The sequence below is a fragment of the Azospirillum sp. A29 genome, from assembly GCF_042604625.1.
GTDB lineage: Bacteria > Pseudomonadota > Alphaproteobacteria > Azospirillales > Azospirillaceae > Azospirillum > Azospirillum palustre.
In genome coordinates this window covers 235,702-261,254 of record NZ_CP170463.1, presented here as the reverse complement: position 1 = coordinate 261,254, position 25,553 = coordinate 235,702, and the positions used below count along the sequence as shown (strand labels likewise).

General features: G+C 66.9%; 22 protein-coding genes. 9 read left to right on the top strand and 13 right to left on the bottom strand.

Going from position 1 to position 25,553, the window contains the following annotated elements; genetic code table 11:
• Positions 1–10: 10 nt before the first annotated feature.
• The gene (locus ABNQ38_RS09695) at positions 11–1,669 is read left to right on the top strand and encodes an NTP transferase domain-containing protein (RefSeq protein WP_377807274.1); all 1,659 of its coding nucleotides are present in this window, start codon (positions 11–13) and stop codon (positions 1,667–1,669) included.
• Here the strand turns inward: ABNQ38_RS09695 and ABNQ38_RS09690 are convergent.
• Positions 1,635–2,333: a type 1 glutamine amidotransferase gene (locus ABNQ38_RS09690; RefSeq protein ID WP_377807273.1), complete on the bottom strand. Its 699-nt coding sequence runs from the start codon at positions 2,331–2,333 to the stop codon at positions 1,635–1,637. The genes ABNQ38_RS09695 and ABNQ38_RS09690 overlap by 35 nt on opposite strands.
• A gap of 175 nt (positions 2,334–2,508) precedes the next feature.
• Here ABNQ38_RS09690 and ABNQ38_RS09685 point away from each other — a divergent pair, with 175 nt between their 5' ends.
• From ABNQ38_RS09685 to ABNQ38_RS09670, 4 genes are all read left to right on the top strand, one after another.
• Entirely contained in the window at positions 2,509–4,023 is a 1,515-nt protein-coding gene (locus tag ABNQ38_RS09685; RefSeq protein ID WP_377807272.1) for a bifunctional metallophosphatase/5'-nucleotidase, read from the top strand.
• A gap of 109 nt (positions 4,024–4,132) precedes the next feature.
• Positions 4,133–5,176, top strand: a complete 1,044-nt coding sequence (locus ABNQ38_RS09680; protein ID WP_377807271.1) for a hypothetical protein — start codon at positions 4,133–4,135, stop codon at positions 5,174–5,176.
• 5 nt (positions 5,177–5,181) lie between these two features.
• Positions 5,182–6,180 (top strand): hypothetical protein, encoded by a 999-nt coding sequence (locus tag ABNQ38_RS09675; RefSeq protein ID WP_098738697.1) that lies wholly within the window; start codon positions 5,182–5,184, stop codon positions 6,178–6,180.
• Positions 6,181–6,259: 79 nt separating this feature from the next.
• Entirely contained in the window at positions 6,260–6,982 is a 723-nt protein-coding gene (locus ABNQ38_RS09670; protein ID WP_377807269.1) for a protein tyrosine phosphatase, read from the top strand.
• A 32-nt stretch (positions 6,983–7,014) separates the two neighbouring features.
• Here the strand turns inward: ABNQ38_RS09670 and ABNQ38_RS09665 are convergent, their stop codons facing one another.
• From ABNQ38_RS09665 to ABNQ38_RS09640, 6 genes are all read right to left on the bottom strand, one after another.
• Positions 7,015–7,671: a YitT family protein gene (locus ABNQ38_RS09665; protein ID WP_377807268.1), complete on the bottom strand. Its 657-nt coding sequence runs from the start codon at positions 7,669–7,671 to the stop codon at positions 7,015–7,017.
• 230 nt (positions 7,672–7,901) lie between these two features.
• Positions 7,902–8,876: a pyridoxal-phosphate dependent enzyme gene (locus tag ABNQ38_RS09660; RefSeq protein ID WP_377807267.1), complete on the bottom strand. Its 975-nt coding sequence runs from the start codon at positions 8,874–8,876 to the stop codon at positions 7,902–7,904.
• Positions 8,877–9,256: 380 nt separating this feature from the next.
• Positions 9,257–10,696 carry a diguanylate cyclase gene (locus ABNQ38_RS09655; RefSeq protein WP_377807266.1) on the bottom strand — a complete coding sequence of 480 codons (1,440 nt, stop codon included), beginning with the start codon at positions 10,694–10,696 and terminating at the stop codon, positions 9,257–9,259.
• A gap of 46 nt (positions 10,697–10,742) precedes the next feature.
• The gene (locus tag ABNQ38_RS09650) at positions 10,743–12,365 is read right to left on the bottom strand and encodes an ABC transporter substrate-binding protein (RefSeq protein WP_377807265.1); all 1,623 of its coding nucleotides are present in this window, start codon (positions 12,363–12,365) and stop codon (positions 10,743–10,745) included.
• Complete coding sequence (locus ABNQ38_RS09645) at positions 12,366–15,053, bottom strand: ATP-binding protein (RefSeq protein ID WP_377807264.1); 2,688 nt, start codon at positions 15,051–15,053, stop codon at positions 12,366–12,368. It abuts the gene before it with no gap.
• A 243-nt stretch (positions 15,054–15,296) separates the two neighbouring features.
• Entirely contained in the window at positions 15,297–16,271 is a 975-nt protein-coding gene (locus ABNQ38_RS09640; protein WP_377807263.1) for a choline ABC transporter substrate-binding protein, read from the bottom strand.
• A gap of 203 nt (positions 16,272–16,474) precedes the next feature.
• Here ABNQ38_RS09640 and betI point away from each other — a divergent pair, with 203 nt between their 5' ends.
• On the top strand, positions 16,475–17,050 hold the full coding sequence (betI, locus tag ABNQ38_RS09635; protein WP_377807262.1) for a transcriptional regulator BetI: 576 nt from the start codon (positions 16,475–16,477) through the stop codon (positions 17,048–17,050).
• Positions 17,051–17,052: 2 nt separating this feature from the next.
• Here betI and ABNQ38_RS09630 read toward each other — a convergent pair whose 3' ends face one another.
• The 4 genes from ABNQ38_RS09630 to ABNQ38_RS09615 form a co-directional block, all read right to left on the bottom strand.
• Complete coding sequence (locus ABNQ38_RS09630; protein ID WP_377807261.1) at positions 17,053–17,979, bottom strand: ABC transporter permease; 927 nt, start codon at positions 17,977–17,979, stop codon at positions 17,053–17,055.
• Positions 17,972–19,153 (bottom strand): glycine betaine/L-proline ABC transporter ATP-binding protein, encoded by a 1,182-nt coding sequence (locus ABNQ38_RS09625; RefSeq protein ID WP_377807260.1) that lies wholly within the window; start codon positions 19,151–19,153, stop codon positions 17,972–17,974. Before ABNQ38_RS09625 ends, ABNQ38_RS09630 begins: the two co-directional genes overlap by 8 nt.
• Before the next feature lie 231 nt (positions 19,154–19,384).
• Positions 19,385–20,566, bottom strand: a complete 1,182-nt coding sequence (locus ABNQ38_RS09620; protein WP_377807259.1) for an acetyl-CoA C-acyltransferase family protein — start codon at positions 20,564–20,566, stop codon at positions 19,385–19,387.
• Positions 20,567–20,597: 31 nt separating this feature from the next.
• Positions 20,598–21,413 (bottom strand): enoyl-CoA hydratase/isomerase family protein, encoded by an 816-nt coding sequence (locus ABNQ38_RS09615; protein ID WP_377807258.1) that lies wholly within the window; start codon positions 21,411–21,413, stop codon positions 20,598–20,600.
• A 285-nt stretch (positions 21,414–21,698) separates the two neighbouring features.
• Here ABNQ38_RS09615 and ABNQ38_RS09610 point away from each other — a divergent pair, with 285 nt between their 5' ends.
• The 3 genes from ABNQ38_RS09610 to ABNQ38_RS09600 all read left to right on the top strand — a co-directional run bounded on the left by ABNQ38_RS09610 (position 21,699) and on the right by ABNQ38_RS09600 (position 24,317).
• The gene (locus tag ABNQ38_RS09610; RefSeq protein ID WP_377807257.1) at positions 21,699–22,937 is read left to right on the top strand and encodes an MFS transporter; all 1,239 of its coding nucleotides are present in this window, start codon (positions 21,699–21,701) and stop codon (positions 22,935–22,937) included.
• A gap of 127 nt (positions 22,938–23,064) precedes the next feature.
• Positions 23,065–23,649 (top strand): sigma-70 family RNA polymerase sigma factor, encoded by a 585-nt coding sequence (locus ABNQ38_RS09605; protein WP_377807256.1) that lies wholly within the window; start codon positions 23,065–23,067, stop codon positions 23,647–23,649.
• Positions 23,646–24,317 carry a cupin domain-containing protein gene (locus tag ABNQ38_RS09600; RefSeq protein ID WP_377807254.1) on the top strand — a complete coding sequence of 224 codons (672 nt, stop codon included), beginning with the start codon at positions 23,646–23,648 and terminating at the stop codon, positions 24,315–24,317. Before ABNQ38_RS09605 ends, ABNQ38_RS09600 begins: the two co-directional genes overlap by 4 nt.
• Here the strand turns inward: ABNQ38_RS09600 and ABNQ38_RS09595 are convergent.
• Entirely contained in the window at positions 24,314–24,595 is a 282-nt protein-coding gene (locus ABNQ38_RS09595) for a GNAT family N-acetyltransferase (RefSeq protein ID WP_377807253.1), read from the bottom strand. The genes ABNQ38_RS09600 and ABNQ38_RS09595 overlap by 4 nt on opposite strands.
• 56 nt (positions 24,596–24,651) lie before the next feature.
• Positions 24,652–25,437: an SDR family oxidoreductase gene (locus tag ABNQ38_RS09590; RefSeq protein ID WP_377807252.1), complete on the bottom strand. Its 786-nt coding sequence runs from the start codon at positions 25,435–25,437 to the stop codon at positions 24,652–24,654.
• Positions 25,438–25,553 lie beyond the last annotated feature (116 nt).

The following is a 25,553-nucleotide window of genomic DNA, read 5'->3' as shown; positions in this document are numbered from 1 at the left end:
CGGAGCCCCCATGTTCTTCGGCCCGCTTCTCCTGTCCGACGCCGAGGGCGCGATCCTCGCCCATTCGCTGCGTCTGGGCTCCATCGCCTTCAAGAAGGGCCGCCGGCTGTCGGCCGATGACGTCACAGCCCTGGGCGAGGCCGGCATCGCCGAGGTGATCGCCGCCAAGCTGTCCGACAGCGACATCGGCGAGGATGCCGCCGCCACCCGCATCGCCGCCGCAGTGGCGGGCGGCGCCGTCCAGGTCGCCGCCGCCTTCACCGGCCGGGTCAACCTGTTCGCCGAAGTGCGCGGCCTGCTGCGCCTCGCCCCGTCCCGCATCGACGCGATCAACGAGATCGACGAGAGCGTCACCATCGCCACCCTGCCCGACTTCGCCCCGGTCGAGCCCGGACAGATGCTGGCCACCGTCAAGATCATCCCCTTCGCCGCCCCCGCCGACGCGGTCGAGCGGGCGGAGCGGATCGCCACGGATGGACCGCCCCCGCTGGCAGTCCTGCCCTACCGCCCGCTGTCGGTGGCGCTGATCCAGACGCGTCTGCCCGGCGTAAAGGACAGCGTCCTAGACAAGACCGTCGCCGTGACGCGGGAACGGGTCGAGGGTCTCGGCGGCACCCTGATCCACGAGTCCCGCTGTGCCCATGACGAGGCGGCGCTGGCGGCAGAGATCGCCGGGGCACCGGTCTCCGACCTGCTGCTGATCGCCGGCGCCTCCGCCATCACCGACCGCCGCGACGTGCTGCCCGCCGCCATCGAGCGGGTCGGCGGCGTGGTGGAGCATTTCGGCATGCCGGTCGATCCCGGCAACCTGCTGCTGCTGGCGCGGCGCGACGGCAAACCGGTGCTCGGGCTGCCGGGCTGTGCGCGCTCACCCAAGCTGAACGGCTTCGACTGGGTGTTGCAGCGCATCGCCGCCGGCATTCCGCCCAGCCGGGCCGAGGTGATGCGGATGGGCGTCGGCGGACTGCTGGCCGAGATCCCGACGCGCCCCCTGCCCCGCGCCGGCGTGGCGGCGGAAACGCCGCGAGCGCCGCGCGTCACCGCCCTGGTGCTAGCCGCCGGCCGCTCCAGCCGCATGGGACCGACGAACAAGCTGCTGGCAGAGGTCAACGGCGCGCCGCTGGTCGCCCGCGCGGTCGATGCCGCACTGGCCTCGCAGGCGGCCAACGTCATCGTGGTCACTGGCCATCAGGGGGAAAGCGTGGCGCGGGCGCTGGCCGACCGCCCCGTCACCTTCGTTCACAATCCCGCCTTCGCCGAGGGGCTCAGCAGTTCGCTGCGCGCCGGGCTGGCGGCGGTACCGAGCGAATCGGACGCGGTGGTCGTCTGCCTGGGCGACATGCCGCAGGTGGCGTCTGCCGTAATCGATCGGCTGATCGCCGCCTACAGCCCGTTGGAAGGCCGCGCGATCTGCATCCCCACCACCCATGGCAAGCAGGGCAATCCGGTGCTGTGGGACCGTGCCTTCTTCACGGAGATGGCGGCGCTGAGCGGCGATGCCGGGGCGAAGCGGCTGATCGGCCAGCATGCCGACCGGCTGTGCGAGGTGCCGGTCGACGATGCCGGCATCCTCTACGACGTCGATACGCCGGACCTGCTGGCCCGCTTCACCGAGGCTGCCGGCAGTGGAACGGTCAGCGCGCCAGATCCAGCCAGCGCCGCGTCATAGCGCGGGTGAATTGCTCCGCAACGGGCAGTTGGGTGACGATCGAGTCTTCCAGCCCGTGCAGCATCTCCGCATTGCTCTGCCGCGCCTCCTCCCGGATGCGCGAGGCCCAGCCGCGCAGGATGTCGCCGGTGGCCTCGGGGTGGAACTGGAAGGCATAGGTGGCGCGGCCGAGGCGGAAGGCCTGACGGTCGCAGGCTTCGCTGTAGGCCAGCGGCACGGCGCCGTCGGGAAACTCGAAGGTGTCGTAATGCCACTGGGCGAGGTTCAGTTCGGGACCGAAGCCGCCAAGCAGCGGGTCGTCCTGCGCCCCGTCGGTCAGGCTGACACGATGGATGCCCAGTTCCGGAATGGTGTGGCGGTAGACCTTGGCGCCATAGGCGCGGGCCGCCAGCTGCGCGCCCAGGCAGATGCCCATTACCGGCCGGTCAGCCTCGGTGAAGTCGCGGATCGACTCCATCACCCGGCCGAAATGCGGCCCCTTCTCATCGTCCCAGGCATCCTGCGGACCGCCCAGCACCACCAGTCCGTCGTAGCCATCCTTATCGGGGATCGCCTCCCCCTCGTTGGCGGCGATGGTAACGAGGGTGGCGCCGTTGTCGGTCAGCGCATCGCCCACCAGACCGATGGGGGCGGTACGGCTGTTCTGAACGACCAGAATGCGCATGGGTCTGCTCGGCTCGCGTCGTTGGTAAGGCTGTCATGAAGTTGTGAGACCGTCGCGGGCAGAGTTCAAGCCACAGCCTTACCCGGCCGCATGCGCCGATGTGCAAAGCCGCTATGCGCGGGGGCGGAAAGCTGGTCTAGAGTGTCCGAAGTTTCCTGCCGGAGGTCCGTTCCTCATGCTGTACCGCACCCGTCTCGTCGCCGCACCGCTGTTCGCCATCATGCTCGGCGCCGCCCTGCCCACCTGGGCGCAAAACGGCACGCTGACCTTCCTGCACGTCAACGATGTGTATGAAATAGCGCCGGTGAAGGGACAGGGCGGGTTCGGGCCGCTGATGACCCTGCTGAAGCGCGAACGCGCCGCTGCCCCCGATGCGATCACCACGGTCGGCGGCGATTTCCTGTCGCCGTCCCTGCTGTCCGGCACGACGCGGGGCGAGCAGATGATTGCGCTGTTCAATGCCATCGGCGTCGATGCGGTGACCTTCGGCAACCATGAATTCGACTTCGGTCCCGACCTGCTAAAGCAGCGCATGGCCGAATCGAAATTTCCATGGATCGGCACCAACGTGCGGGCGGCCGACGGCTCCGCCTTCGCCAGCACGGTGCCGAGCTGGACCCGGACCATCGACGGCATCACCGTCGGCTTCCTCGGCCTGATCACCCCCGACACCGCCCGCCTGTCGAGCGCCGGGCCGAGCCTCGACTTCCCGCCGGTGCTGGAGACGGCGGCGGCGACGGTGAAGGAGTTGCGGGCGAAGGGGGCGTCGGTCGTGGTGGCGCTGACCCACCTGACCATTGAGGAGGACCGCGAACTTGCGTCCAAGGTCAAGGGCATCGACCTGATCCTGGGCGGCCACGACCACGACCCGATCAGCTTCTATGAGGGTTCCACCCTGATCCTGAAGGCCGGGCATGACGCGCAGTATCTCGGCGTCGTAAAACTCGCGGTCGAAACGAAAGATGCCGGAAAGGGCCCGGCGACCACCACCGTCCCGACCGAATGGCGCTTCGTCACCACTGCCGGCGTCGCTCCCGATCCGGAGGTGGAGACAGTAGTGGAGGGCTACACCAAGCGGCTCGACAGCGATCTGGCGGCGGTGATCGGCACCACGACCACGGAGCTAGACAGCCGCAAGGACGTGGTGCGCAGCCGCGAGGCCAGCATGGGCAACCTGATCGCCGACGCCCTGCGCGACACGCTGAAGGCCGACATCGCCATCACCAACGGCGGCGGCATCCGCGCCGACGCGTTGCATCCCGCCGGGTCCAGGCTGACCCGCAAGGACATCTTCGCCGAACTGCCCTTCGGCAATGTCGGCGTGCTGGTGGAAATGTCGGGGCAGGATCTGATCTCCACCCTAGAACATGGCGTCAGCAAGGTGGAGGAGAAGGCCGGCCGCTTCCCGCAGGTTTCCGGCCTGACCATGACCTACGACCCGAAGGCGCCGGCCGGGCGGCGGGTGACCTCGATCATGGTCGGCGGCAAGCCGGTGGACCCGCAGGCGACCTACCGCGTCGCCACCAACGATTACATGCTGAAGGGCGGCGACGGCTATGCCGCCTTCCCGCGCTCCAAAGTCATCGTCGATGCGTCGGGCGCGGTGCTGCTGGCAACCATCGTGATGAACTACGTCGAGGCCAAGAAAACGGTGGCTCCGGCGGTGGACGGCAGGATCGTGGCAAAATAACGCAGCAGCCGGGACATTATAGTGCCCTGGGCCGTCACTCCGTTGCGTGTGGCGGCCTTTTCCCTTTAGGGTAGCCCGTCCGCCCTACATCCGCGCCGAAGGCCGCCGCATGTCCGACACCCTGACCGCCCGCTCTAACGACTTCGCCCAGACCTTCAACACCGCCCACGGCGAGGCCGGGCTGGGCCGGGTGTCGATCGCGCACATACTGCAACGCGTCCAGACCGATCCGAATTTCCTGTTCAGCCAGGAGTTCCGCCATGGCGCCGGGCAATGCCCGTTCCACGCCGGCAAGACCGAAGGCGCCGCGGAAGCGGCGGCCCCGATCCCGCAGGACGACGCCGACAAGGTGGCCGTCAACAGCCTGCTGGCCCTGCTGTTCAGCCGGCTGCGCGACCACATCGCAGGCAAGCTGCCCTTCGATGCGGATGGGCGGCCGATGCTCCCCATCCCACCGCGCTCGCCGCACGGGCTGGACCCGGCCGACCGCGACGCCATGGCTACGGCGGCGCCGGACGTGTTCTGTTCGGTCCTGCGCGACGCCACCTGCCATCTGCTGGACGGGCTGATCACCGGCTGGGCCGTCGATCTGGTGCGCGAGGAGGAGTATTTCCGCTCCCAGGGCTCCGGCGAGATCTCGCTGGAGGCGGCGGCGACCTTCGTCCTGCGCACGGTGCTGGAACATTCGCCGCTCTACCAGCGCGCCGGATACGACATGCTGTCGATCACCAAGACCGGCAGCCACACCGCCATCCACATCTGCTGGGCGATGGTGGAGGCCGCACCGCTGCTGGTGCCGGGACAGGACGCCGCCTTCTACGACGACCTCGTCCACCGCAGCCTCAAGCAGATCGTGCCGCTGTCGATGTCCAGCCTGGGCATGCTGGTCCATTACATGGAGGAAAGCGGGATCGAGCCGCCCGACGGCTTGGCGGTGCACCGGCTGCCCAAAGACCAGAAGGCCTTCATTCTGGACGCCAACGGGCTGATCCGGCTGAACGCCGATCCCATCGTCACCTTCGCCAAGCCGGGCGAGCGCTATTACACCGGCTGCCCGGCCTTCTACACCACCAACCTGATCAAGCTGTATCTCGACATCGTCGCCGGGCTGGCCCTCGACTACTCCGTCTACGACCGCCTGCAGGAGGGCTGAGCCCGATGGCCCGCACCAACGACTTCGCCCTGACCTATGCCGGCGCGCATGAGGAAGCCGGGATGACCAGGATCAACCTCGCGCCCATCCTGCACCGCATCGCCGAAGACCCGAACTATCTGCTCAGCGAGGAGTTGCTGACGCTGGCCGGCCACTGCCCGGCCCATGCCGACACCCGCAAGGAGGATTTCGAGAAGGTCGCGATCAATACGCTGCTGGGCTTCCTCTATGTCGATTTGCGGGAGCACATCATCGCCCGCATGCCGCTGGACGATGACGGACATCTGCGGCTGTCCACGCCGCCGGAGTCGCCGCACGGACTGGACTTCGCCGACCCCGACGGCATGGCCGCCGCCGATCCCGACCGCATGGTCGGCTTCCTGCGCGATTCCGTCTGCCACCTGCTCGACGCCATCATCAAGGATTGGGCGATCAAGGTGATGGTGGAGGAGGACCGCTGCCGGACGGAGGGAACCATCACCGACATGGCCGCCGCCGGCTATGTGCTGGGCCGCGAATTGCAGAAGTCGGTGCTGCACGGCCCGTCCGGCTACGACATGCTGTCGATCACCAAGACCGGCAGCCACACCGCGCTCCATGTCTGCTGGAATCTGGTGGAAGCGGCGCCGCTGCTGCGGCCGGGACTGGAGGCCGCGGCCTATGACGACCTCGCCCGCCGCAGCCTGAAGCAGGTGCTGCCGCTGGCGATGGGCAGCCTGGGCATGCTGTGCCAGTTCATGGCGGCGGGAAAGATCGAGGCCGACGACCATCAGGCCATCCACCCGCTGCGCACCGACCAGTCGGCCTTCCTCTACGATCCGGACAAGGACCTGATCGTGCTCAACACCGACCTGATCGAGCCGACCGCGATGGCGGGGGAACGCCATTACACCGGCTGTCCGGCTTTCTACGCCAACGGCCTGATCAACCTGTACATGGAAATCGTGCTGACGCTGGCCGCCCAGTACGGCATGTATGTACGGCTGCAAGACAGGGTGGCGTGACCCGTTTCTCGCAATGGGGTTCTTGACGGAACGCCGACCATGCCTATGTTGGCGTTCCGTCAGAGTCGGAAGGTTTGAGTTGGCGAAGAAAAGCACCCTGCGGGCGGTCACCACCACCGCGCTGGCCGATGCGATCAAGCGCAGCCGAAGCCGCATGGCGACGCCATGGCAGCGCGCGCTCGGCCATCTGGAAGCCGTGTTCATCGACCATGCCTGTTTCCGGCTGATCTATTCCAACACCTATCGCATTTCCCCCAACATGTACCGGGCGAGCCAGCCCTCGCCCTCGCACATTGCGGCGGCGGCGCGCAACGGGGTGAAGTCGATCCTGAACTTGCGCGGCTCGCGCGACTGCGCCTCCTACATCCTGGAGGCGGAAGCCTGCCGCGCCCATGGCTTGGAACTGGTCGATTTCCCGGTGAACTCCCGCGACATGCCGAAGAAGGAAACCCTTCTGAAGGCGCGCGAACTGTTCAGGACGATGACCTATCCGGCGCTGATGCATTGCAAGTCGGGCGCCGACCGCGCCGGCTTCATGTCGACGCTGTATCTGTTCGCCCATGAAGGCCAGCCGCTCGAACAGGCGATGAAGCAGCTGTCCTGGAAGTACGGCCATTTCAAGCAGGCGAAGACCGGCATCCTCGACTACTTCTTCGAGCTGTACGCCGCCTACAACCAGAAGCGCCCCATCGCCTTCTGGGATTGGGTCGAGCGCGTCTATGACCCGGTGGAGGCCAAGGCGAGCTTCCGGTCGCGGGAATGGGCCGACGCGGTGGTCGACCGGGTGCTGGGCCGCGAATAGAGCGGCCCCCTCGCCCGGCGGCCCCATTCCATTCAGCGGGCGACGTACCAGTCGGCGCGGTGGTTGAAGGCGACGAAGGCGTTCAGCACCGCAGCCCCCAGGATGGACGCCAGCAGCGCCGGCCAATCGAGCACGAAGGCCGCGGCCGAGAACACCGCCAGATCGAACAGCGACTGTAGCCAGCCGGCACGGAAGCCGGTCTTTTCCTGCAGGTAAAAGGCGAGGATGCCGACACCGCCACCGCTGGCGCCATGGCGGAACAGGGCGATGACGCCAATCCCGACACAGAAGCCGGCCAGCACTGCCGCGACATAGGGGTTGATGGCGCTGAAGCTCATCATCGTCGGCAGCAGGCCGGACAGCACGGCGATGCCGGTCACCGCGATCAGCGACTTGACCGTAAAGCCGACGCCGATGCGCGCCAGCGCAAGAAAATAGAAGGGCAGATTGACCAGGAAGAACAGAGTTCCGAAATCGACGCCGGTTGCGTAAGAAATCACAAAGGCGAGCCCCGCCGCCTGTCCGGTGACCAGACCTGCGGCATGAAGAATGGCAATGCCGAAGGATGTCATGACGATACCGAACAGTTGTCCTTGCAAATTATCAAAGACACTGTGCGCCGCCTTCGGGCGCTCATAAGTGACCAACGCAGGGGATGACGAAATAGTCGAGGCGGAATTGTTCGTCATGCCAGCTACCCCTCGGTGTCGCCTGTGTGTTTACACGCGACGACCAATATAGGTCATTTCTGCTGACCTATCCATACTTCGCTTCGGTGAAGAGACGAGATATGCGATTTGCGGGGGGATGGTTGAGATGGCGGTCCTTTGGTGCCGCTTCACGCTGCCTTCAGCGTTCCGCGATGACAGCAATGGATGGGGAGGGGCCAAGCGACCGAACCCTGGCAAATGGCGGAACATCACGCCGCCAGCGTCCGCGCCAGAGTGTCGCTGTCCACATTGCGGCCGGACAGAACCGCCACCGTCCGTCCGGTCCGTCCCAGCCGTCCGCAGAGCACCGCTGCGATCCCAGCAGCTCCGGCTCCCTCCGCCACCACGCCAAAGGAGCGGTGAAGCGCCCTCATCGCCGCGGCGATCTCCGCCTCCTCCACTTCGACCACCCGGTCGACAAGGGTGTCCACGATTGCCTGGGGCAGCTTGCCCAGCGCATGGACGTTGATGCCGTCGGCCAGCGTCGGACCGCCGCGCCGGGCAAGGCGCACGCCGATCACCCTCACCCACGGATTCTGCGCCTTTACCGCGGCAGCCACCCCGGCCAGCAGACCGCCGCCGCCGACCGGCACCACCACCGTGTCGACATCCGGCCGGTCGGCCAGGATTTCCAGCCCGACGGTTCCCTGCCCGGCGATCACGTCGGGATCGTCATAGGGATGGAGGAAGGTCAGCCGGCGTTCCGCCGCAAGTTCCAGCGCCCTGCCCTTCGCCTCGCCGACCGTGGCGCCGTGCAGCACCACCTCGGCACCCAGTTCCGCGGTGCGCTCCACCTTGCAGCGCGGGGCCGTCTCCGGCATCACGATGGTGGCCCGCACCCCCAGGCGGGCGGCATGCAGCGCCACCCCCTGGGCATGGTTGCCGGCCGACATCGCCACCACGCCGCCGGCCCGTTCCGGTGCCGTCAGCCGCAGCAGGCGGTTCAGCGCGCCGCGTTCCTTGAAGGCTCCGGTGGCCTGGAACACCTCCGCCTTCAGCCACAGGTCCCGGACCAGCGTCGGCGCATGCAGCAGCGGCGTGCGGACGATCTGGCCGGACAGCCGCTCGGCGGCGTCGGTCACCGCCGACAAGGGCAGCCACGCCGGCAGGCGGTCTTCAAGGGATCGGTGACGGGGAGCGCAGACGGAAAGGGTGCGCGCGGCATCGGCATGCGCGGTGAACATCGCGAAGATCCTCGGCAAACGAATTTTTGGGTAAGTCGGGCGTGCCCCGGACCGCCTCAGCGGGCCGGGAGAATAATTCGCGCCGAGCCACACATTCGCTCGCCGAACCGGACGTCATAAGACGACACCGCAACAGCGATCAGAGCCTTGGACCTGTCATGAACCGGATTGAGGGCTCCGGGAACCACATGGTGCAGCGACACGCCACACACTCCACACGACCATTGAACACGAAGACGGCAACTCTCCGACGCTTCAGAGCGCCGGGCCGGTAATTCGCATTCGCATGGTGTCGGTGGTCTTCATGGGATCTGGATACCCGTTGTTGCAGCGGCGGTCAAGCCGTCATCGTTCAAATTGTCGCAGGTCGATACATCCCTTCACATCACCTCGACCCGGTTCCGCCCGAGCGCCTTGGCGCGGTAAAGCGCCTGGTCGGCCCGCCCCAGCACGCTCTCCACCGTATCTCCCAGCGTCCGCACCTCGGTCAGACCGAAGCTTCCGGTCAGCTGGAAGTTCCGGCCATCCGACAGCTCGATTGCCAACGCGGCGAGGCCGCTGCGCAGCCGCTCCGCGATGACAACGCCATCGGCTCGCGAGCTGTCCGGCAGCAGGATGGCGAATTCCTCTCCACCGATGCGGCCGATCTGGTCGGTCGCGCGCATCTGGCCGCGGATCACCTCGACCACCCGGCGAATCGCGAGATCGCCGGCGCCGTGGCCCATCTCGTCGTTGATGCGCTTGAAATGGTCGATGTCGAGCATGATCAGGCAGGCCATGCCGGCGGCCTGACGCCCCTCCGGGACAACGTCCGGCCCGGAAAGCAGACGTTCCAAAAGCTCCAGAATATGCCGGCGGTTGTGGGCACCGCTCAGCGGGTCGGTGATGGCGAGGCGCTGGAGTTCGCGTTCCATCCGCCGCCGCTCCGTGATATCGGTGGCGATGGCGATCACGCCGGTCGCGGCACCGTCCGGCGAGCTTAGCGGACGCTTCACCACCAGCAGTTCACGCGCGTCGCCGTCCGGCCCGGCAACGCTTGTTTCGAAGGAAAAGGCCGTCGTACCGGACGGAGCCTGTTCCGGGAGATCCTGGCCTGGAGGTTCCTGCCCCTGAAATGACCATTCGGCCTCGTCGGCGGCGTTCGGAAACAGCTCGCGGAAAGCGCGGTTGCATAGGGCATAGCGGCCGGCCGAATCCTTGTACCAGACCGGGCTCGGCATCAGTTCCACCAGATTCTCGATGAAGCGGCGCTGCTCCTCGGCCAGGGCGGTCTGCCGTTCCAGCTGCGCCGTGCGTTCGGCGACGCGATGCTCCAGCGATTGGTTCAGCGTCTCGATGGTGACCAGATCGCGCCAGCCGCGCACGGCGCTGACCAGACTGGTGAACAGCTTCTGGGCGGTCAGCTCCGCCTTGCTTTTATAGTCGTTGATGTCATAGGCGACGATGGCGTCGCGTTCCGGCGCCTGTCCGGGCTGGCCGGTGCGCAGGATGATGCGGATGTGGCGGTTGCCCAGATCGCGCCGGATGTGATGGACCAGACGCAAGCCCGCATCCTGCGTTTCCATCACAACGTCGAGAAGGACCACGGGCAGGTCCGGCCGCTCGGCCAGGATCGTCCGCGCCTCCGCCGCGGAAAAGGCGCTGACGATGGTAAAGCGGCGGCCTTCGAACTCGAAATCGTTCAGCAGCACGCGCGTCATCGCATGCACCTGCTCGTCGTCGTCGACCACCAGCACCGGCCATGGCACAGCCGTCGTCGCCAGCCGGTTCGGCGCCATGCCGGCTTCGTCATCCTGGAACATCAGATCGTCGGGCGACATGTCACCTGCCGGGAATTGCCCAGTTGAAGGTTGCATAAGCCTGTGCTCACCGGGCCTCGATGTCGACACCTGAAAAATCCTGATTGAAAATGTTGTTCGTGTAGTTTTTCACCTCCTTGCGGTGGGCGACGACGATGATCGAGTTCGCAATGGGAAACCACGGGACTTCCTGATGGAAGATCTGCTGGGCTGTGCGGTAATGGGCAGTCCGGCGGGAGACATCGCTGGTCACCTTGGCCTTGGTGATCTGCTCTTCGAAACCGGGATTGCACCATCTTGCGATGTTGGCGCCGCCCGGACGCACCGCCCCGCAATTCAGGAGGAAATACAGGAAGTTGTCGGGATCGCCATTGTCGCCGGTCCAGCCGTAGAGCACCATGTCCTGCTCGCCCTGGGTCACCTGCCGGCGATAGTTGCCCCAGCTTTCGGTTTTCAGGGTCAGCTTGATCCCGACGCGTTCCAGATTCTCCCGGATCATCTCGGCGGCACGCTTGCCGTTGGGCAGGTAGGGGCGCGTCACCGGCGGGTACCACAGGTCAAGGGTGAAGCCTTCGGCATGCCCCGCCTCGACCAGCAGACGGCGCGCCTCGACCGGATCGAACGGGTGATCCTCGATGCTGTCATTGTAGGACCACATACCGGGCGGAATCGGGTTCTTGGCCGGCATCCCGCCATTCTGATAGACCGCATCGACCAGGGTGCGCTTGTCGATCGCCAGCGTGATCGCCCGCCTCACCCGCACATCGTCGAGCGGCGGCTTTTGGGTGTTGAGCGCCATATAGGCGACGTTCCGCCCGTCCTGCCGTTCCAGCACCAGATTCGGATCCTTCTCGATGTTCCCCAACTCGGCCGGGTTGGGGAATATCATCACGTGGCATTCGCCCGACCGCAGCTTGTTCAAGCGGACCGCAATATTCGGCGTGATCGAGTAGATCAGATTGTCCAGCGGCTGGCGCCCGCGCCAATAGCCGTCGAAGGCCTTGTAACGGATCGCCACATCCTTCTGGTAGGACACCAGCCGGAACGGTCCCGTTCCGATGGGCATCTCGTCGAACGACGTCTGCCGGCCTGACTTCATCAGGAAATCGGCATATTCGGCGGATTGGATCGACAGGAACGGCATCGCCAGATCGGCGAGGAAGGGCGCTTCCGGATGATCAAGGGTGATGCGGACTGTATGGTCATCCAACTTCACAACCGATTTCAACAGGCTCGGCAACCCCATATCCTTGAAGTAATCATAGGTTGCCGGCCCGACATTGTGATAGGGATGGCCGACGTTCCACTGCCGCTCGAAGGTAAACAGAACGTCATCGGCATTGAGCGGCCGGCTCGGGGTAAACAGTTCGTTGGAGTGGAAGTTGACATTCCGGCGAAGATGGAAATTATAGATCAGGCCGTCGGCCGAGATCGTGTAGGATTCGGCCAGCCCGCTGCCCGTGATTTGCCCATCCGCCCCCATTTCAACCAGATTGTTGAACAGCGGTGTGACCGCATTCACGGTGGTGCCGGAGGTCGAGAGCTGCGCATTGAAGCTCTGCGGATTTCCTTCGGTGCAGTAGACGAGAGACTTCTCCGCCATCGCCGCGCCGGGCATCGTCGCAAGTCCGAAAAGAACAGCCGCCCCCTTGGCAAGGATCCCCGTCAACGTCTTTGGCGGCAACGGCATTCACTGCTCCTGCGAGGCTGGCACTGCGGCGACCAACGTCATGTTATCAGTGGCAAATCTTCGTGGAAAGCGAATGGTGAACCGCACGCCTCTATCGGGAAGACTGTCCACCGCGATCTTTCCACCGAGCCGATTGACCACGAGGTTATAGACAATGTGCAGGCCGAGACCGGTGCTGCCCGCACCGCGTCGGGTAGTGAAGAACGGATCGAACACCCGCCCCAGATCGGCGGGGGCAATCCCGCGGCCATCGTCGGAGTAGACCAGCGTCACCATGTCGGCGCCCTGGGCCGCGGCGGCAATCAGCAGTTGCCCCCGCTGTCCTTCGCGATAGGCGTGAGTGATGGAGTTCATCACGAGATTGGTCAGGATCTGTGCCAGAACGCCCGGAAAACCGTCGATCTCGATGGTTTCCGGACAGTCCACCCGCAGGCTGTGGCCCGCCCGGCGCCAGGACGGGCTGAGGCTGGTCGCCAGGTCCTCCAGATAAGGCTTCAGCAGGAAAAGCCGCTCCTCGCCGCTGGTCTGGTCGGCGGCAACCTGCTTGAAGCTCTGCACCAGCTCGCAGGCCTGCTGGAGATTCAGCACCAGCAGCCGGGCAATCTCGTCCGCCGTCTCCTGGAACTCGGCGAAGTCGCTGCGGCGCAGATTGCCCCCGCTCGCCTGCCGCGCCAGGATCGCCAGCCGATCCTCCAGGTGGGTGGCTCCCATCAGGGCGTTGCCCAGCGGCGTGTTGATCTCGTGCGCCACGCCGGCAACCAGGCCACCCAGCGACGCCATCTTTTCCGCCTGGATCAGGTCGGCCTGGGTGCGGCGCAGATCTTCCAGGGCGCGGTCGGCGCGGTCCTTCGCCTGCCGGGCCGCCTGTTCGCGCAGGCCGATCTCACGGATGAAGAAGGCGGCGGCACGCGCCATCGCACCGAATTCGTCCTGGCGGCGCGTGCCGTCGATCGGGCCGGCCAGCGGGTCCTCGGCCAGCCGGGTCATCTGCTTTTGCAGGCGCAGCACCGGCCGGCTGATCGACCGCGCCACCACCGCCGCGGCACCGCCGCCCAGCAGCAGGCCGATGGTCGCCCCGATCACCAGGATACGGGTCAGCAGCTCGCCGATGCGCGCGGCTTCGTCCCGGAAGGTCTCGTCCAGCTGCCTTGCTGTTTCCACGAGCGCGCCGGCATCGCGGTCCATGGTGATCAGCAGCTGGTTGAGGCGGCGCAGCCCCTCGGCGGTGCGGCGCAGGCTGTCCCGCCAGTTGCGGATGGCCGACAGCACCTCGTCCTGCAACAGCGGCGACATGGGAAGGCCGCGCACCGTCTCCAGCAGGGCACCGGCATCGGCGACGATGCGGTCGGCCTCCTCCGCGTCACGCACCGCCACCGCGTCGGCGGCCCGCCGGCCGAGACGCAGGGCGACGACGGCGACGTTCTGCGTCTCCTGCTCGGTGTCGTTGGCCTGGATGGCGTAGGCGATCAACTGCACCACCTCGTCCTGGATCGCGGTGTAGCCGGTGGCCTTCACCATCAGGATGCGTGCGGTCAGCGCCTCGATGGCGGATGCCGCTTCCGCCCCGGCGCGCTGTGCAGCTTCGAGCGCCTGCTGGGCCGCGGCGGCCCGGGCCTGGACCCGGTAAAGCCCGTCCAGCGGCGCACGCAAGGACGGCAGCATGGAGGACAGGAAGGTCACGTCGGGCTGGCGGTTCAGCGTTCCGGTCAGCACCAGCGCCCGCACCACCGGCAGCGTGCGGATGACCTGCTCGGCCAGCATCCGCTCGCCCAGGGGACTGCTGATGGCCGGCCGCTCGGCATCGTCGCCCCCCGGCCCCGCTACAGCCTGCGCAGCCGTTTCGAAGCGGCTCAATGCCGCGTCGCGTTCGGCCTGGGCCGCACGCAGTTCGGCGACGGCGGCCTGCAATCCGTCCACCGTGGCGGCATAGCGGGCGGCAGACTGTTTCGCCGGATAGCGATCGACCAGCGGGTCGGTCCGATCCAAGGCCGACTGCAACCGGTCGGCGGTTCCAATCAGCCTGTCGATGGCGATGTGGAAATCGGCCAGGGTCAGGGGGCGACCACTGCCGAACAGCCCGACCCCGAACCCTAGGGCGGCGACATGCTGGGCCTCCGCCCGCTGCAAATCCAGCATCGCCTCGCGCAGCTCATGGGCGCTGTCGACCACGTCGCGGCTGTCCCGCAGGCGCCGGTCGGCCTCCGTCAGGGATCCGAGGGAATCGACGTTGGCGGCATGCTGGCGTTCGCGGGCGCGGTCGGTCAGCGCCATCAGGGTGGAGGCGTGAAGCCCCATGTCGGCCACCGCGGAGTCGTTCGCGGCGGTCACCTGGATGAAACTGCGCATCTGGTCGACATAGCGCGCCAGCACGGCGGTCGCACGCTCCACCTCCGCCCGGTGGGTGTTGGCCGATCCGGCCTTGTCCAGCTGGCGCAACTCGGCCGCCGCGGAGTCCGACATGCTCTCGAAACGGTCGGCGCGGCTGGCACGGTCGGCGGGAGCAACCTGAAGATAGTCGATGCGGGCTGCGGTCGCCGCCAGCACGTCGCGATAGACCGAACCCGCGAGCACCGCCGATTCGTAAACCCGCTCGCTGCGGGCCAGCAGCAGCCCGCCGGCCACCGCGATGACCGCCGCGACCATGACCGGCACGCCCCCGACGACCGCGATCCGCGAGCGAATCCTCATGCGCGTCCCGCCGCGCGATCACGCGCGCCGGCTGCCCGGTAAGAGTGCCGGGAGAGGGGCAGGCTCCCGGAAAAGGGTGAATGGCGATCCGCCACGAACGCTCCGCACTCAGGACCTAATGGGCCTTAGCAGAGCAATGGACTGTGGCAAAGGGATAAAGTCACCGGAAAGAAAGCGATAGGCCGGATGGGGCGAAACGCCGCTCCATCCCGCCCCATCCGATGCCCTTTACAACTTGGCCCGTTACGACTTGGTTGCGACGCCGAGCTTGGCCTGCACCGCAGCCAGACCGTCCTTGCCATCAATGGTGGTGACGCCCGACAGCCAGCTCTTCAAAACATCGGGATTCTTCTTCAGCCAGGCCTTGGCGGCGGCGTCCGGCTTCTTGTTGCCGTTCATGATGTCGTCCATCACGGCGTTTTCCATCGCCAGCGTGAAGGACAGGTTGGACAGCAGCTTGCCGACATTCGGGCATTCGGCGCCATAGCCCTTGCGGACGTTGGTGCTGACGGTTGCGCCGCCCAGGTTGGGGCCGAACCAGTCGTCGCCGCCCTCCAGATAGGTCAGCTCGAAGCTCTTGTTCATCGGGTGCGGTTCCCAGCCCAGGAAGACCACCCATCCCTTGTTGCGCGTCGCGCGCTTCACCTCGGCCAGCATGCCGGCCTCGCTGGACTCCACCAGCTTGAAGTCCTTCAGGCCGAAGGCGTCGGCCTTCAGCATCTTGTCGATGATCAGGTTGCCGTCGTTGCCGGCCTCGATGCCGTAGATCTTGCCGCTCAGCTTGTCCTTGAACTTCGCGATGTCGGCGAAGGTCTTCAACCCGGCCTCGGCGGCGTATTTCGGCACGGCCAACGTGTATTTGGCGCCTTCCAGATTGACGCGCGTCACCTCGACCGAGCCGTCTTCCAGCACCGGCTTCACGAAGGGCTCCATCGTCGGCATCCAGTTGCCGAGGAAGACGTCCAGCGACTTGGTCTTCAGGCCGGTGTAGACCAGCGGCACCGACGACATGGTGGTGGTCGGCTTATAGCCCAGCGCGTCAAGCGTGACGGAGGCGAGTGCCGTCGTCGCCGCGATGTCGGTCCAGCCGACGTCGCCGAAGCGCACCGCCTTGCAGGACGCCGGTTCGGCGGCCAGCGCCCCGCCGGCGCCCAGCGTCACGACCGCGGCGATGCCGGCACCCGCGATCCCCTTGGCCAGAGCCTTCCATCCGTTCATATCCTCAACTCCTCTTTCTTGTCGTTCGGGCTTGCTGTCTGGGCTTGTTGTTTGGGCTTTGCCGTCCGGTCCATCCGGTCTGCGTTACCGGGTCTGCCGATTTCGCCATCGACGGACCGGCGAAAATGGCGCATTTGTTGCGGTACAGGCCAAGGTGGCGGTGGAACCGCCTTGGCAAAACAGGACAGGAGACTGCCAGCCCCATGCCCAAAGTCGGAATGGAACCGATCCGCCGCCGCCAGTTGATCGACGCCACCATCACCTCGATGGGCGAGCATGGTCTGGCCGACACCACGGTCCAGACGATCAGCCGGGGGGCCGGCGTTTCGCCCGGCATCATCCACCATTATTTCGGCGGCAAGGACGAGCTGCTGTCCGCGACCATGCGCAGCATGCTGCAACAGCTGCGCGACGACGCGACCCAGCGGCTGGCGACCGCCGATTCGCCGCGCGCCCGGCTGGAGGCGATCGTCGACTGCAACTTCGCCCCCGGCCAGTTCGAGCCGCGGGTGGTCGCGGCCTGGCTCGGCTTCTGGGCGCAGGCGCCTCACAACCCGGCGCTGGCCCGGCTGCAACGGATCAATGCCCGCCGGCTGCATTCCAACCTGCTGCATGCCCTGCGCCCTCTGCTGCCGCCGGAACGGGCGGAGCGGGTGGCCGTCGGACTGGCGGCGATGATCGACGGGCTGTGGCTGCGCTTCGCCCTGACCGGCGCCATGGACGGCAGCGCGGCCCGGGCGGTGGCGCTGGGCTACCTCGATTCCGAACTGAACGCCTGACCTCACCGCCGCCACCAGCGCCGTCCGGCAGTCCCGGCGGTGGCCCGGCGGCGGCCGGCACCGCGACCGCTCACCCGGCCAAAGCTCTGCGTGATTCGGTCGAGCACGACGGCCAGCAGCACCACGGCCAAGCCGCTCTGCACGCCGAGGCCGATGTCCAGGCGCTGGATGCCCTGGAGCACCACGTTGCCCAGCCCCCCGGCGCCGATCATCGAGGCGACGACGATCATCGACAGCGCCATCATCATGGTCTGGTTCACCCCGGCCATGATCGACGGCAGGGCATTCGGCAGTTGAATCTTGAACAGGAGCTGATGGTCGCGGCAGCCGAAGGCGCGCCCGGCCTCGACCAGTTCCACCGGCACCTGCCGGATGCCGAGCGCCGTCAGCCGCACCGCCGGCGGCATGGCGAAGACCACCGTGGCGATGATGCCCGGCACACGTCCCAGACCGAAGAACAGCACCGCCGGGATCAGATAGACGAAGGCCGGCATGGTCTGCATCAGATCCAGCAGAGTCTTGCCCACCCCGTCGGCGATCTTGCTGCGCGCCATCCAGATGCCGAGCGGCACCCCGCCGATCAGGCTGAGCGCGGTGGAGGCGAGAACGAGCCCAAGCGTCGACACCGTCGGCTCCCACAGCCCCATCACGAAGATCCCGCCCAGCGACAGCAGGGTGAACAGGGCGAAGGCACGCCCGACCCGCCAGAGCGCGACCGCCGACAGCACCAGCGCCAGCAGCCAGGGCGGCACCCCCAGCAGCAGTCCGTCCAACGCCTCGCCCAACCCGTCCACCGTCGCGGCGATGAGCGTCAGCGCCGGCTGTCCATGGTCGAGGATCGTCGTCACCAGCCATTCGGCCCCGCGGGCGATGCCGCCGCCGATGGTCTCGTTCAGCCACTCGATATCCAGCAGCGCGATGTCAGCCATGCCGCACCTCGCGCCCGGCGGTCTCGCCGCGGTCGAGCGCCGCCAGCAGCGCCGCACGGGAAATCACGCCGACGAGCCGGCCGTCCGGCTCAACGACCGGCAGCGGACAAGGGGCTGCGGCAACCCGGCCGAGCAGGGCATGGATCGGTGTATCGGCCGCCACCGGCTCCAGCCCGAACAGGGCCGATGCGCCGTCGCCGGCCAGCACGCCGCGGAAACAGCCGGCCGCATCGGTGCGATAACGGAACCGTCCGGGCTCGCCCGCGGTCCCGTCGTCGGGCGGCCGGGCAAGGTCGCGGGCGCGCAGCACGCGCGAGGCATCGACGCCGCGGAAGAAGGCGCGGACATACTCGTCGGCCGGCGCGCGCAGGATGTCCGCCGGGGTGCCGATCTGGGCGATCCGGCCATCCTCCATCACCGCGATGCGGTCGGCGATCCGCATCGCTTCCTCGGCATCGTGGGAAATGAAGACGATGGTGCGGGCATCCTCGCGCTGGAGCCGCAGAAGCTCGTCCTGCATGTCGGTGCGGATCAGCGGGTCGAGCGCCGAGAAAGCCTCGTCCATCAGCATGATCGTCGGATTTTTCGCCAGAGCGCGGGCCAACCCCACCCGCTGCTGCATGCCGCCGGACAGCTCGTCCGGATAGCGGTCGGCATAATCCGCCAGACCGACTCGTTCCAGGGCGGCCAGCGCCGCCTTGCGCCGCTCGGCCCGCTTCACCCCGGCAACTTCCAGCCCGAAGGCGGCATTCTCCAGCGCGGTGCGGTTGGGCAGCAATGCGAAGGACTGGAAGACCATGCTCATGTCCCGCCGCAGCACCTCGACGAGGTCAGCGTAGGGAAGCGCGGTCAGGTCGCGCCCGTCGAGCCGGATTTCCCCCTCCGACGGTTCGATCAGGCGGTTCAGCAGCCGAATGATGGTCGACTTGCCCGACCCCGACAGACCCATGATGACGAATATCTCGCCCGCCCGGATGTCGAAGCTGGCCTCGGCGACGCCGACATTGACGTTCAGCCGCTGCAAGACCTCCGCCTTGGTCGCCCCGCGGCGCAGCATCTCCAGCGCCGGGCGGGGATCGTCGGCAAAGACCTTGCGCAGGCCGCGCACCGCCAGACGCACCTGTCCAATCGTCGCCGAAGACGAACCGGTGGGCGTGGGCAGAATCGTCGTCATGGGCAAGGCTTCCGGAACGCAACAGACCAGGGTTAAGGCAATCGGGCCGTAGATTGCCCCGAGACGAGGGGCGCGGTCGATAGCTGCGTTCACGAAACCTGCATTTTGATAGCGCCGTTGCGCAATTGGCCGCAGGGGGATGCCAATTTTATTTTGATTGATCGTTCAATGAAAAACCGGAGGAAAGCTTTTGGTACGGGCGAGCGATCCCGCCCGTACCTGCCCAAACCCTCAGACGCGCTCGAAGATGGCGGCGATGCCCTGGCCGCCGCCGATGCACATGGTCACCAGGGCATACCGGCCGCCGGTGCGGTGCAGTTCGTGGATCGCCTTCACCGTGATGATGGCGCCGGTCGCCCCCACCGGATGACCAAGCGAGATGCCGGAACCGTTGGGGTTCACCTTGGCCGGGTCGAAATCCAGCTCGCGGATCACCGCACAGGCCTGGGCCGCGAAAGCCTCGTTGGATTCGATGACGTCGAGGTCGCCGACCGACAGGCCGGTCCGCTCCAGCACCTTGCGGGTCGCCGGGATCGGGCCGATGCCCATGTAATCGGGCTCGACGCCGGCATGGGCATAGCCGACGAGACGGGCCAGCGGCTTCAGCCCCAGCGCCGCGGCGCGGCGGGCATCGGCCAGCACCACCGCGGCGGCGCCGTCATTCAGGCCGGAGGCGTTGCCGGCAGTTACCGATCCGTCCTTCTTGAAGACCGGCTTCATCTTCGCCAACCCTTCCGGGGTGACGTCGCCGCGGACATGCTCGTCGGTGTCGAAGACGATGGTGCCCTTGCGCGAGGCGATCTCCACCGGGACGATCTGGTCCTTGAAACGGCCCTCGGCGATGGCGTGGGCAGCACGGCGCTGGCTTTCCAGCGCCAGGACGTCCTGCGTCTCGCGGTCGATGCCGTAGCGGGCGGCGACATTCTCCGCCGTCACCCCCATGTGAATCTTCTGCCAGGGGTCGTGCAGGATGCCGTTCATGTAATCGACCAGCGCCCCGTCGCCCAAGCGGCTGCCCCAGCGGGCGCTCGGCACGAAATAGGGGCCGCGGCTCATCGATTCCGCACCGGCGCCGATGGCGACGTCGCAGTCGCCGAGCGCGATGGACTGCGCCGCCGAGACGATGGCCTGAAGGCCGGAGCCGCAGAGCCGGTTGACGTTGAAGGCGGGCGTACCGATGGGGATGCCGGCGTCGATGGCGGCGACGCGGCTGAGATAGGCGTCGTTGGTCTCGGTCGGGATGACGTTGCCCATCACCAGATGGCCGACGGAGTCGGGTGCGGCGCCGGACCGCTCCAGCGCCGCCTTGACCGCCACGGTGGCGAGCCGGGTCAGCGGTACATCCTTGAGGCTGCCGCCGAAGCCGCCGATGGCGGTGCGGGCGGCGCCGACGATGACGATGTCGTTCTGCATGGTTCGGTCCACTTCTCGGACAATGGGACGGTCAGCGGCCGGTGAAATCCGGCCTGCGCTTGGCGATGAAGGCGCTGACGCCTTCGATAAAGTCGCTGGTGGCGGCGGTGGCGAGGAAGCGGTCGCGCTCTGCGTCCAGCTGCCGGTCCAGCGTCCGGTCGAAGGACTGGCGCATCAGGTGGCGAACGCCGGCATAGGCGACGGTTGGTCCGGCGGCGAGCCGTTCGGCCAGCTTGGCCGTCTCCTCCGCCAGGGATGCCGCCGGCACCACCCGGTTGACCAGCCCGATCCGTAGCGCCTCCGCCGCGTCGATCACGTCGGACAGCATCGCCAGCTCCATGGCGCGGCGCAGACCGACGAGACGCGGCAGATGGAAGCTGCCCGACCCGTCGGGGGTGGCGCCGATGCGGGCATAGGCCATGGTGAATTTGGCATCGTCGGCGGCGATGCAGAGGTCGGCGGCGCTGGCGAGGCTCATCCCCGCCCCGGCCACCGGCCCATGGACGGAGGCCAGGACCGGCACGTCCAGCCGGTCGAGTACGCGTAGCGCCTCATGCAAATGGGCAATGATGGCGCCGGCCACCGCCGGTGCGGCGGCGGGATCTTCGGCGAAGCGGCCGACATCGCCGCCGGCCATGAAGCCGCGGCCATTGCCGGCGATCACCAGCACCCGCGTCGGCCCCGTCCCGCCCTCCTCCGCCACGCTGCGGCAGGCGTCGAGGAAGGCGGCGGCGGTCGGCTCGTCCAGCGCGTTCAGCACGCCGGGGCGGTTCAACCGGATCCAGGACACCGCCCCCTCGCGGACGAGTTGGACCGGCGATGGGGTGGCGGGCGCGGTGTCGGACATCCTGGCGTCTCCCGAATCTCTACCTGACGGAAGGTATGTTACTGATCGGTATGCCCTGTCAACGGTCCGGTTGACCCAACGGTCACTCACTCCTCCAGGTGCATCCCCGAGCGCATCTCTGCTCCCCGCCCCGGCGGCGGACCGAATCCATGGCTTGGCTGTTGGACCTTGCGACAGGTCGCATATCACCGCACGCAAACAGAGATTTGGAGCATCGCCATGCATCATCGGCCCCCAACCGGCCTTCCGGCCCTGACGCACTGACGGCGGCGGAGGATTTAGGGCATGCCACCGGTTGTGCGTTCGGTCGCCTCGCTTCTGCTGGGCGTCGCCTTTCTGATGCTGGCGAACGGAGCCATGTCGACCCTGATCGGGCTGAGGCTGTCGGCGACGGCGTCCGGTGCGACGGCGGTGGGGATGATCACCGCGGCCTATTATGGCGGGCTGACCCTGGGATCGCTCTATGCGCATCGGATCATCACCCGGGTCGGCCATATCCGGGCCTTCTCCGCCTTCGCCTCCGTCGTGTCGGTCGCAGCACTGTCGCACGCGCTGTTCGTCGATGCGCCGCTCTGGGCCCTGCTGCGCCTGACACAGGGGTTCTGCATGGCCGGTCTCTACATGTGCATCGAAAGCTGGCTCAACGGCACCGCCACCAACGAAAGCCGCGGGCAACTGCTGTCGGCCTACATGGTGACGCTCTATGGCGCCTCCGGCGTCGGGCAGCAGTTGCTGCGCCTGGACGACGAGACGGGCGTGCGGCTGTTCATGATCGTGTCGATCCTGCTGACGCTGGCGCTGGTGCCGGTGGCCCTGACGCGGACAACGCCGCCGCAATTGCCGAACGTCTCGTCCTTCGGCATCGGGCGGCTTTACCGAAGCTCGCCGCTGGGGGTGGCGGGGGTGTTCATCAGCGGGGCGATCACTGGGTCGATCTATGGGTTGGCCCCGGTGTTCGGCGCCTCCTCCAGCTTCGGCGTGTCGGGAACCGCACTGTTCATGTCGGCGCTGATCCTCGGCGGCATGGCGCTGCAATGGCCACTCGGCCGATTGTCGGACCGCTTCGACCGGCGCAGCGTCATCATCGCCCTGTCAGCCGCGTTGTCGCTGACCAGCCTGGGCATGATCGCCGCCGCCCGGCTGGACCAACCGCTGGCGCTGATGCTGGTGGCGCCGCTGTTCGGCGGACTGGCTTTCACGCTCTATCCGGTCTGTCTCGCCCACACCAACGATTACGTCCGGCGGGAGGACATGGTGTCGGCCAGCGGCGGCCTGATCCTGGCCAATTCCGTCGGCGCCATCATCGGCCCGCCGGTGGCGTCGGCATTGATGATCGCCACCGGGCCGGCCGGGCTCTTCAGCTTCGTCACCGGCGGCGCGATATGCGCCACCTTCTATGGCCTGTGGCGGACCCGCATGCGCCCGCCCCTGCCCGCCGAGGCGCAGGCCGCCTTCCGCCCCCTGCCGCAGACCACGCCCACCGTCTCACCCCTAGATCCAATGAGCGCGCTGAGAGCACGCTAAGAGCACACCCAAAGGACCAATGGCACACCGACGATTTTCGGGAATGCTCCGTTAAGAAGTTCAGGATAAGCTGCCGCCCGCAGGAATGCTGACTGGTGGTTGAATGCCGTTTTCGCGGGAGCCCCACGTGCCGGGGACGTTGGACAAGGACGGGGCAGGAAGGCCCGATGCCGACCAGTTCGGCGGGCTGGTCCATGCGGTGGCGCAGGATCGCGACCGCACGGCTTTCGCTGCGTTGTTCCGCCATTTCGCGCCGAAGATCCTGCACTATTGCCTGAAGCTCGGCGCCGACCGCAGCACGGCAGAGGAACTGGTCCAGGACGTGATGCTGACGGTCTGGCTGAAGGCCGCCAGCTTCGATCCGGCCCAGGCGACCGTCGGCACCTGGGTGTTCACCATTGCCCGCAACCGGCGCATCGACAGCCTGCGCAAGGAGATGCGCCCCGCCCCCGACCCGGACGATCCGGCGATGACCCCCGCCTCACTCGCCACCCCGGAGGAGAGCGCCCAGATGGTCCAGAGCAGCCGCCAGCTTCAGGATGCGATCGAAACTCTGGCGGCGAACCAATCCGAGGTGCTGCGCCGTTCGTATTTTCTCGAACAGACCCATGAGGAGATCGCCGAGGACACGGAGGTGCCCTTGGGAACGGTCAAGACCCGGCTGCGCCTCGCGCTCAGCCATCTGAAACGCAGCATGAGGGACAAGGCGTGACGGTGCCGTTCCACCATCCGGACGACCAGCTTCTGATCGGCTATGCCAGCGGGCAGGAGCGGGCCGGGAAGTCGCTGCTGGTGGCGACCCACCTCGCCTATTGCCCGGACTGCCGCCAGCGCGTCGCATCTTACGAAGCCTTGTGCGGGAACTGGTTCGAAGAGCTGCCCTGCGCGGGTCACGATGGGCTGGATGCACTGCTGGACCGCATGGACGGCCTGCTGACCGCCGCGCGGACGCCGTCGGAGTCCGCCCCCATCAAGCTGCTGACAGCCGGCCGGACATGCGGAAGTCTGGTGCCGGAACCGCTGCGCAGCTGGCTGCCGGACGCCATCGACACGCCGACCGATGACGGGTCCTGGCGGGAGATCTCCAAGGGGGTCTGGCTGTCGGGCTGGGAGCGCGCCCTGTCCGGCACGACGATCCGCCTTCTTCGCATGGCCTCGGGCGCCCCGGTTCCAGCGCACCGCCACACTGCGGACGAACTGCTGCTGGTCCTGCGCGGCGCCTTCCGCGACGAATATGGCAGCTACGGGCTTGGCGACGTCGCCCACTATGTCGCCGGCACCGACCATTACGCCCGCGGCGCCAGCGAGGAAGACTGCATCTGCCTCTTCCTGCTGGACGGCGATCTGATCTTCCTCGACGAGGATGGCAATCCGCTTTAGCCGACGAGGTCCTGATACTCCGAGTGGCGCTTGATGTAGGCCTCGATGAAGGTGCAGATCGGTAGCACCTTCATGCCCTGCGCCCGGATGTCGTCCAGCGTGCCCTTCGCCAGTTCCGACCCCACCCCCTGGCCGGTCAGGGCACCCGGCACCTCGGTGTGGGTCAATGCGATCTTGCCATCACGCATGTCATAGGTGACCAGAGCGGTCGAGCCGGCCACCGTCAGCTCATAACGGCCGAGTTCCTCGTTCTTCCGCACCTTCTCGTGCAAGCTCATGATGTCCTTCGCCTTGGTTGTTCGGTTTTGCGGTCGAGCCGCGGGATTGCGGATCGTCAGCCGACCATCAGGGATTCCGCCCCGTCGATCCAGACCGGAGTGCCGGTGATGTGCTTCGCGCGGTCCGACGCCAGGAACAGCGCAAGCTCCGCCACGTCGAAGCTGTCGCCGGACTTGCCGCCGGTCAGGGGCACCTTACCCTGCGGATACTCGATGGGGGTCTTCACCGATTCGATATTCCGCATCCTGGTGTTGTCGGGAATGTCCGTTTCGATGATGCCGGGGCAGATAGCGTTGACGCGGATGCGGCTCGGCGCCAGTTCCAGCGCCAGCATCTTCACCATGGCGAGCTGCGCCGCCTTGGTGCAGGAATAGGCGGTGGCGCCGGTGTTGCTGAACACCCGCGTGCCGTTGATCGATGCGGTGACAATCACCGAGCCGCCGCCGGCCTTCTTCAGGTGCGGAACCGCATGGTGCAGCGTCAGGTAGGTGCCGCGCAGGTTGGTGTTGATCGTACGGTCCCATTCGTCCGGCGTCAGGTCGTCGATGGGCGCCCAGACGCCGTTGATGCCGGCATTGGCGAAGACAATGTCGAGCCGCCCGAACTCCTCCACAAGCCGCTCGACCGCCTGCTGCATCGCCGCGTCGTCGCCGACATCCGCAGTCAGGGGAATCGCCTGTCCACGGGCGGCACGGATCTCCTCGGCGGTCTTCGCGATCTCGTCCGCGGTGTGGCTCAGCACGCCGACCGAGGCACCGGACTGGGCGAAGCGTATCGCCGACGCCTTGCCGATCCCGGACCCCGCACCGGTGACCAGCGCGACCTTCCCCGTCAAATCCATAACCCAACTCCAGCCAGTGACCTTCGACGCGAGTGCCAACCCGCGACCGCGCCGTTCGGTTCCCGCAGACGCCGTTTCGCCCAATAAATTCCGTATAGAGAAACTATATTCCGAAA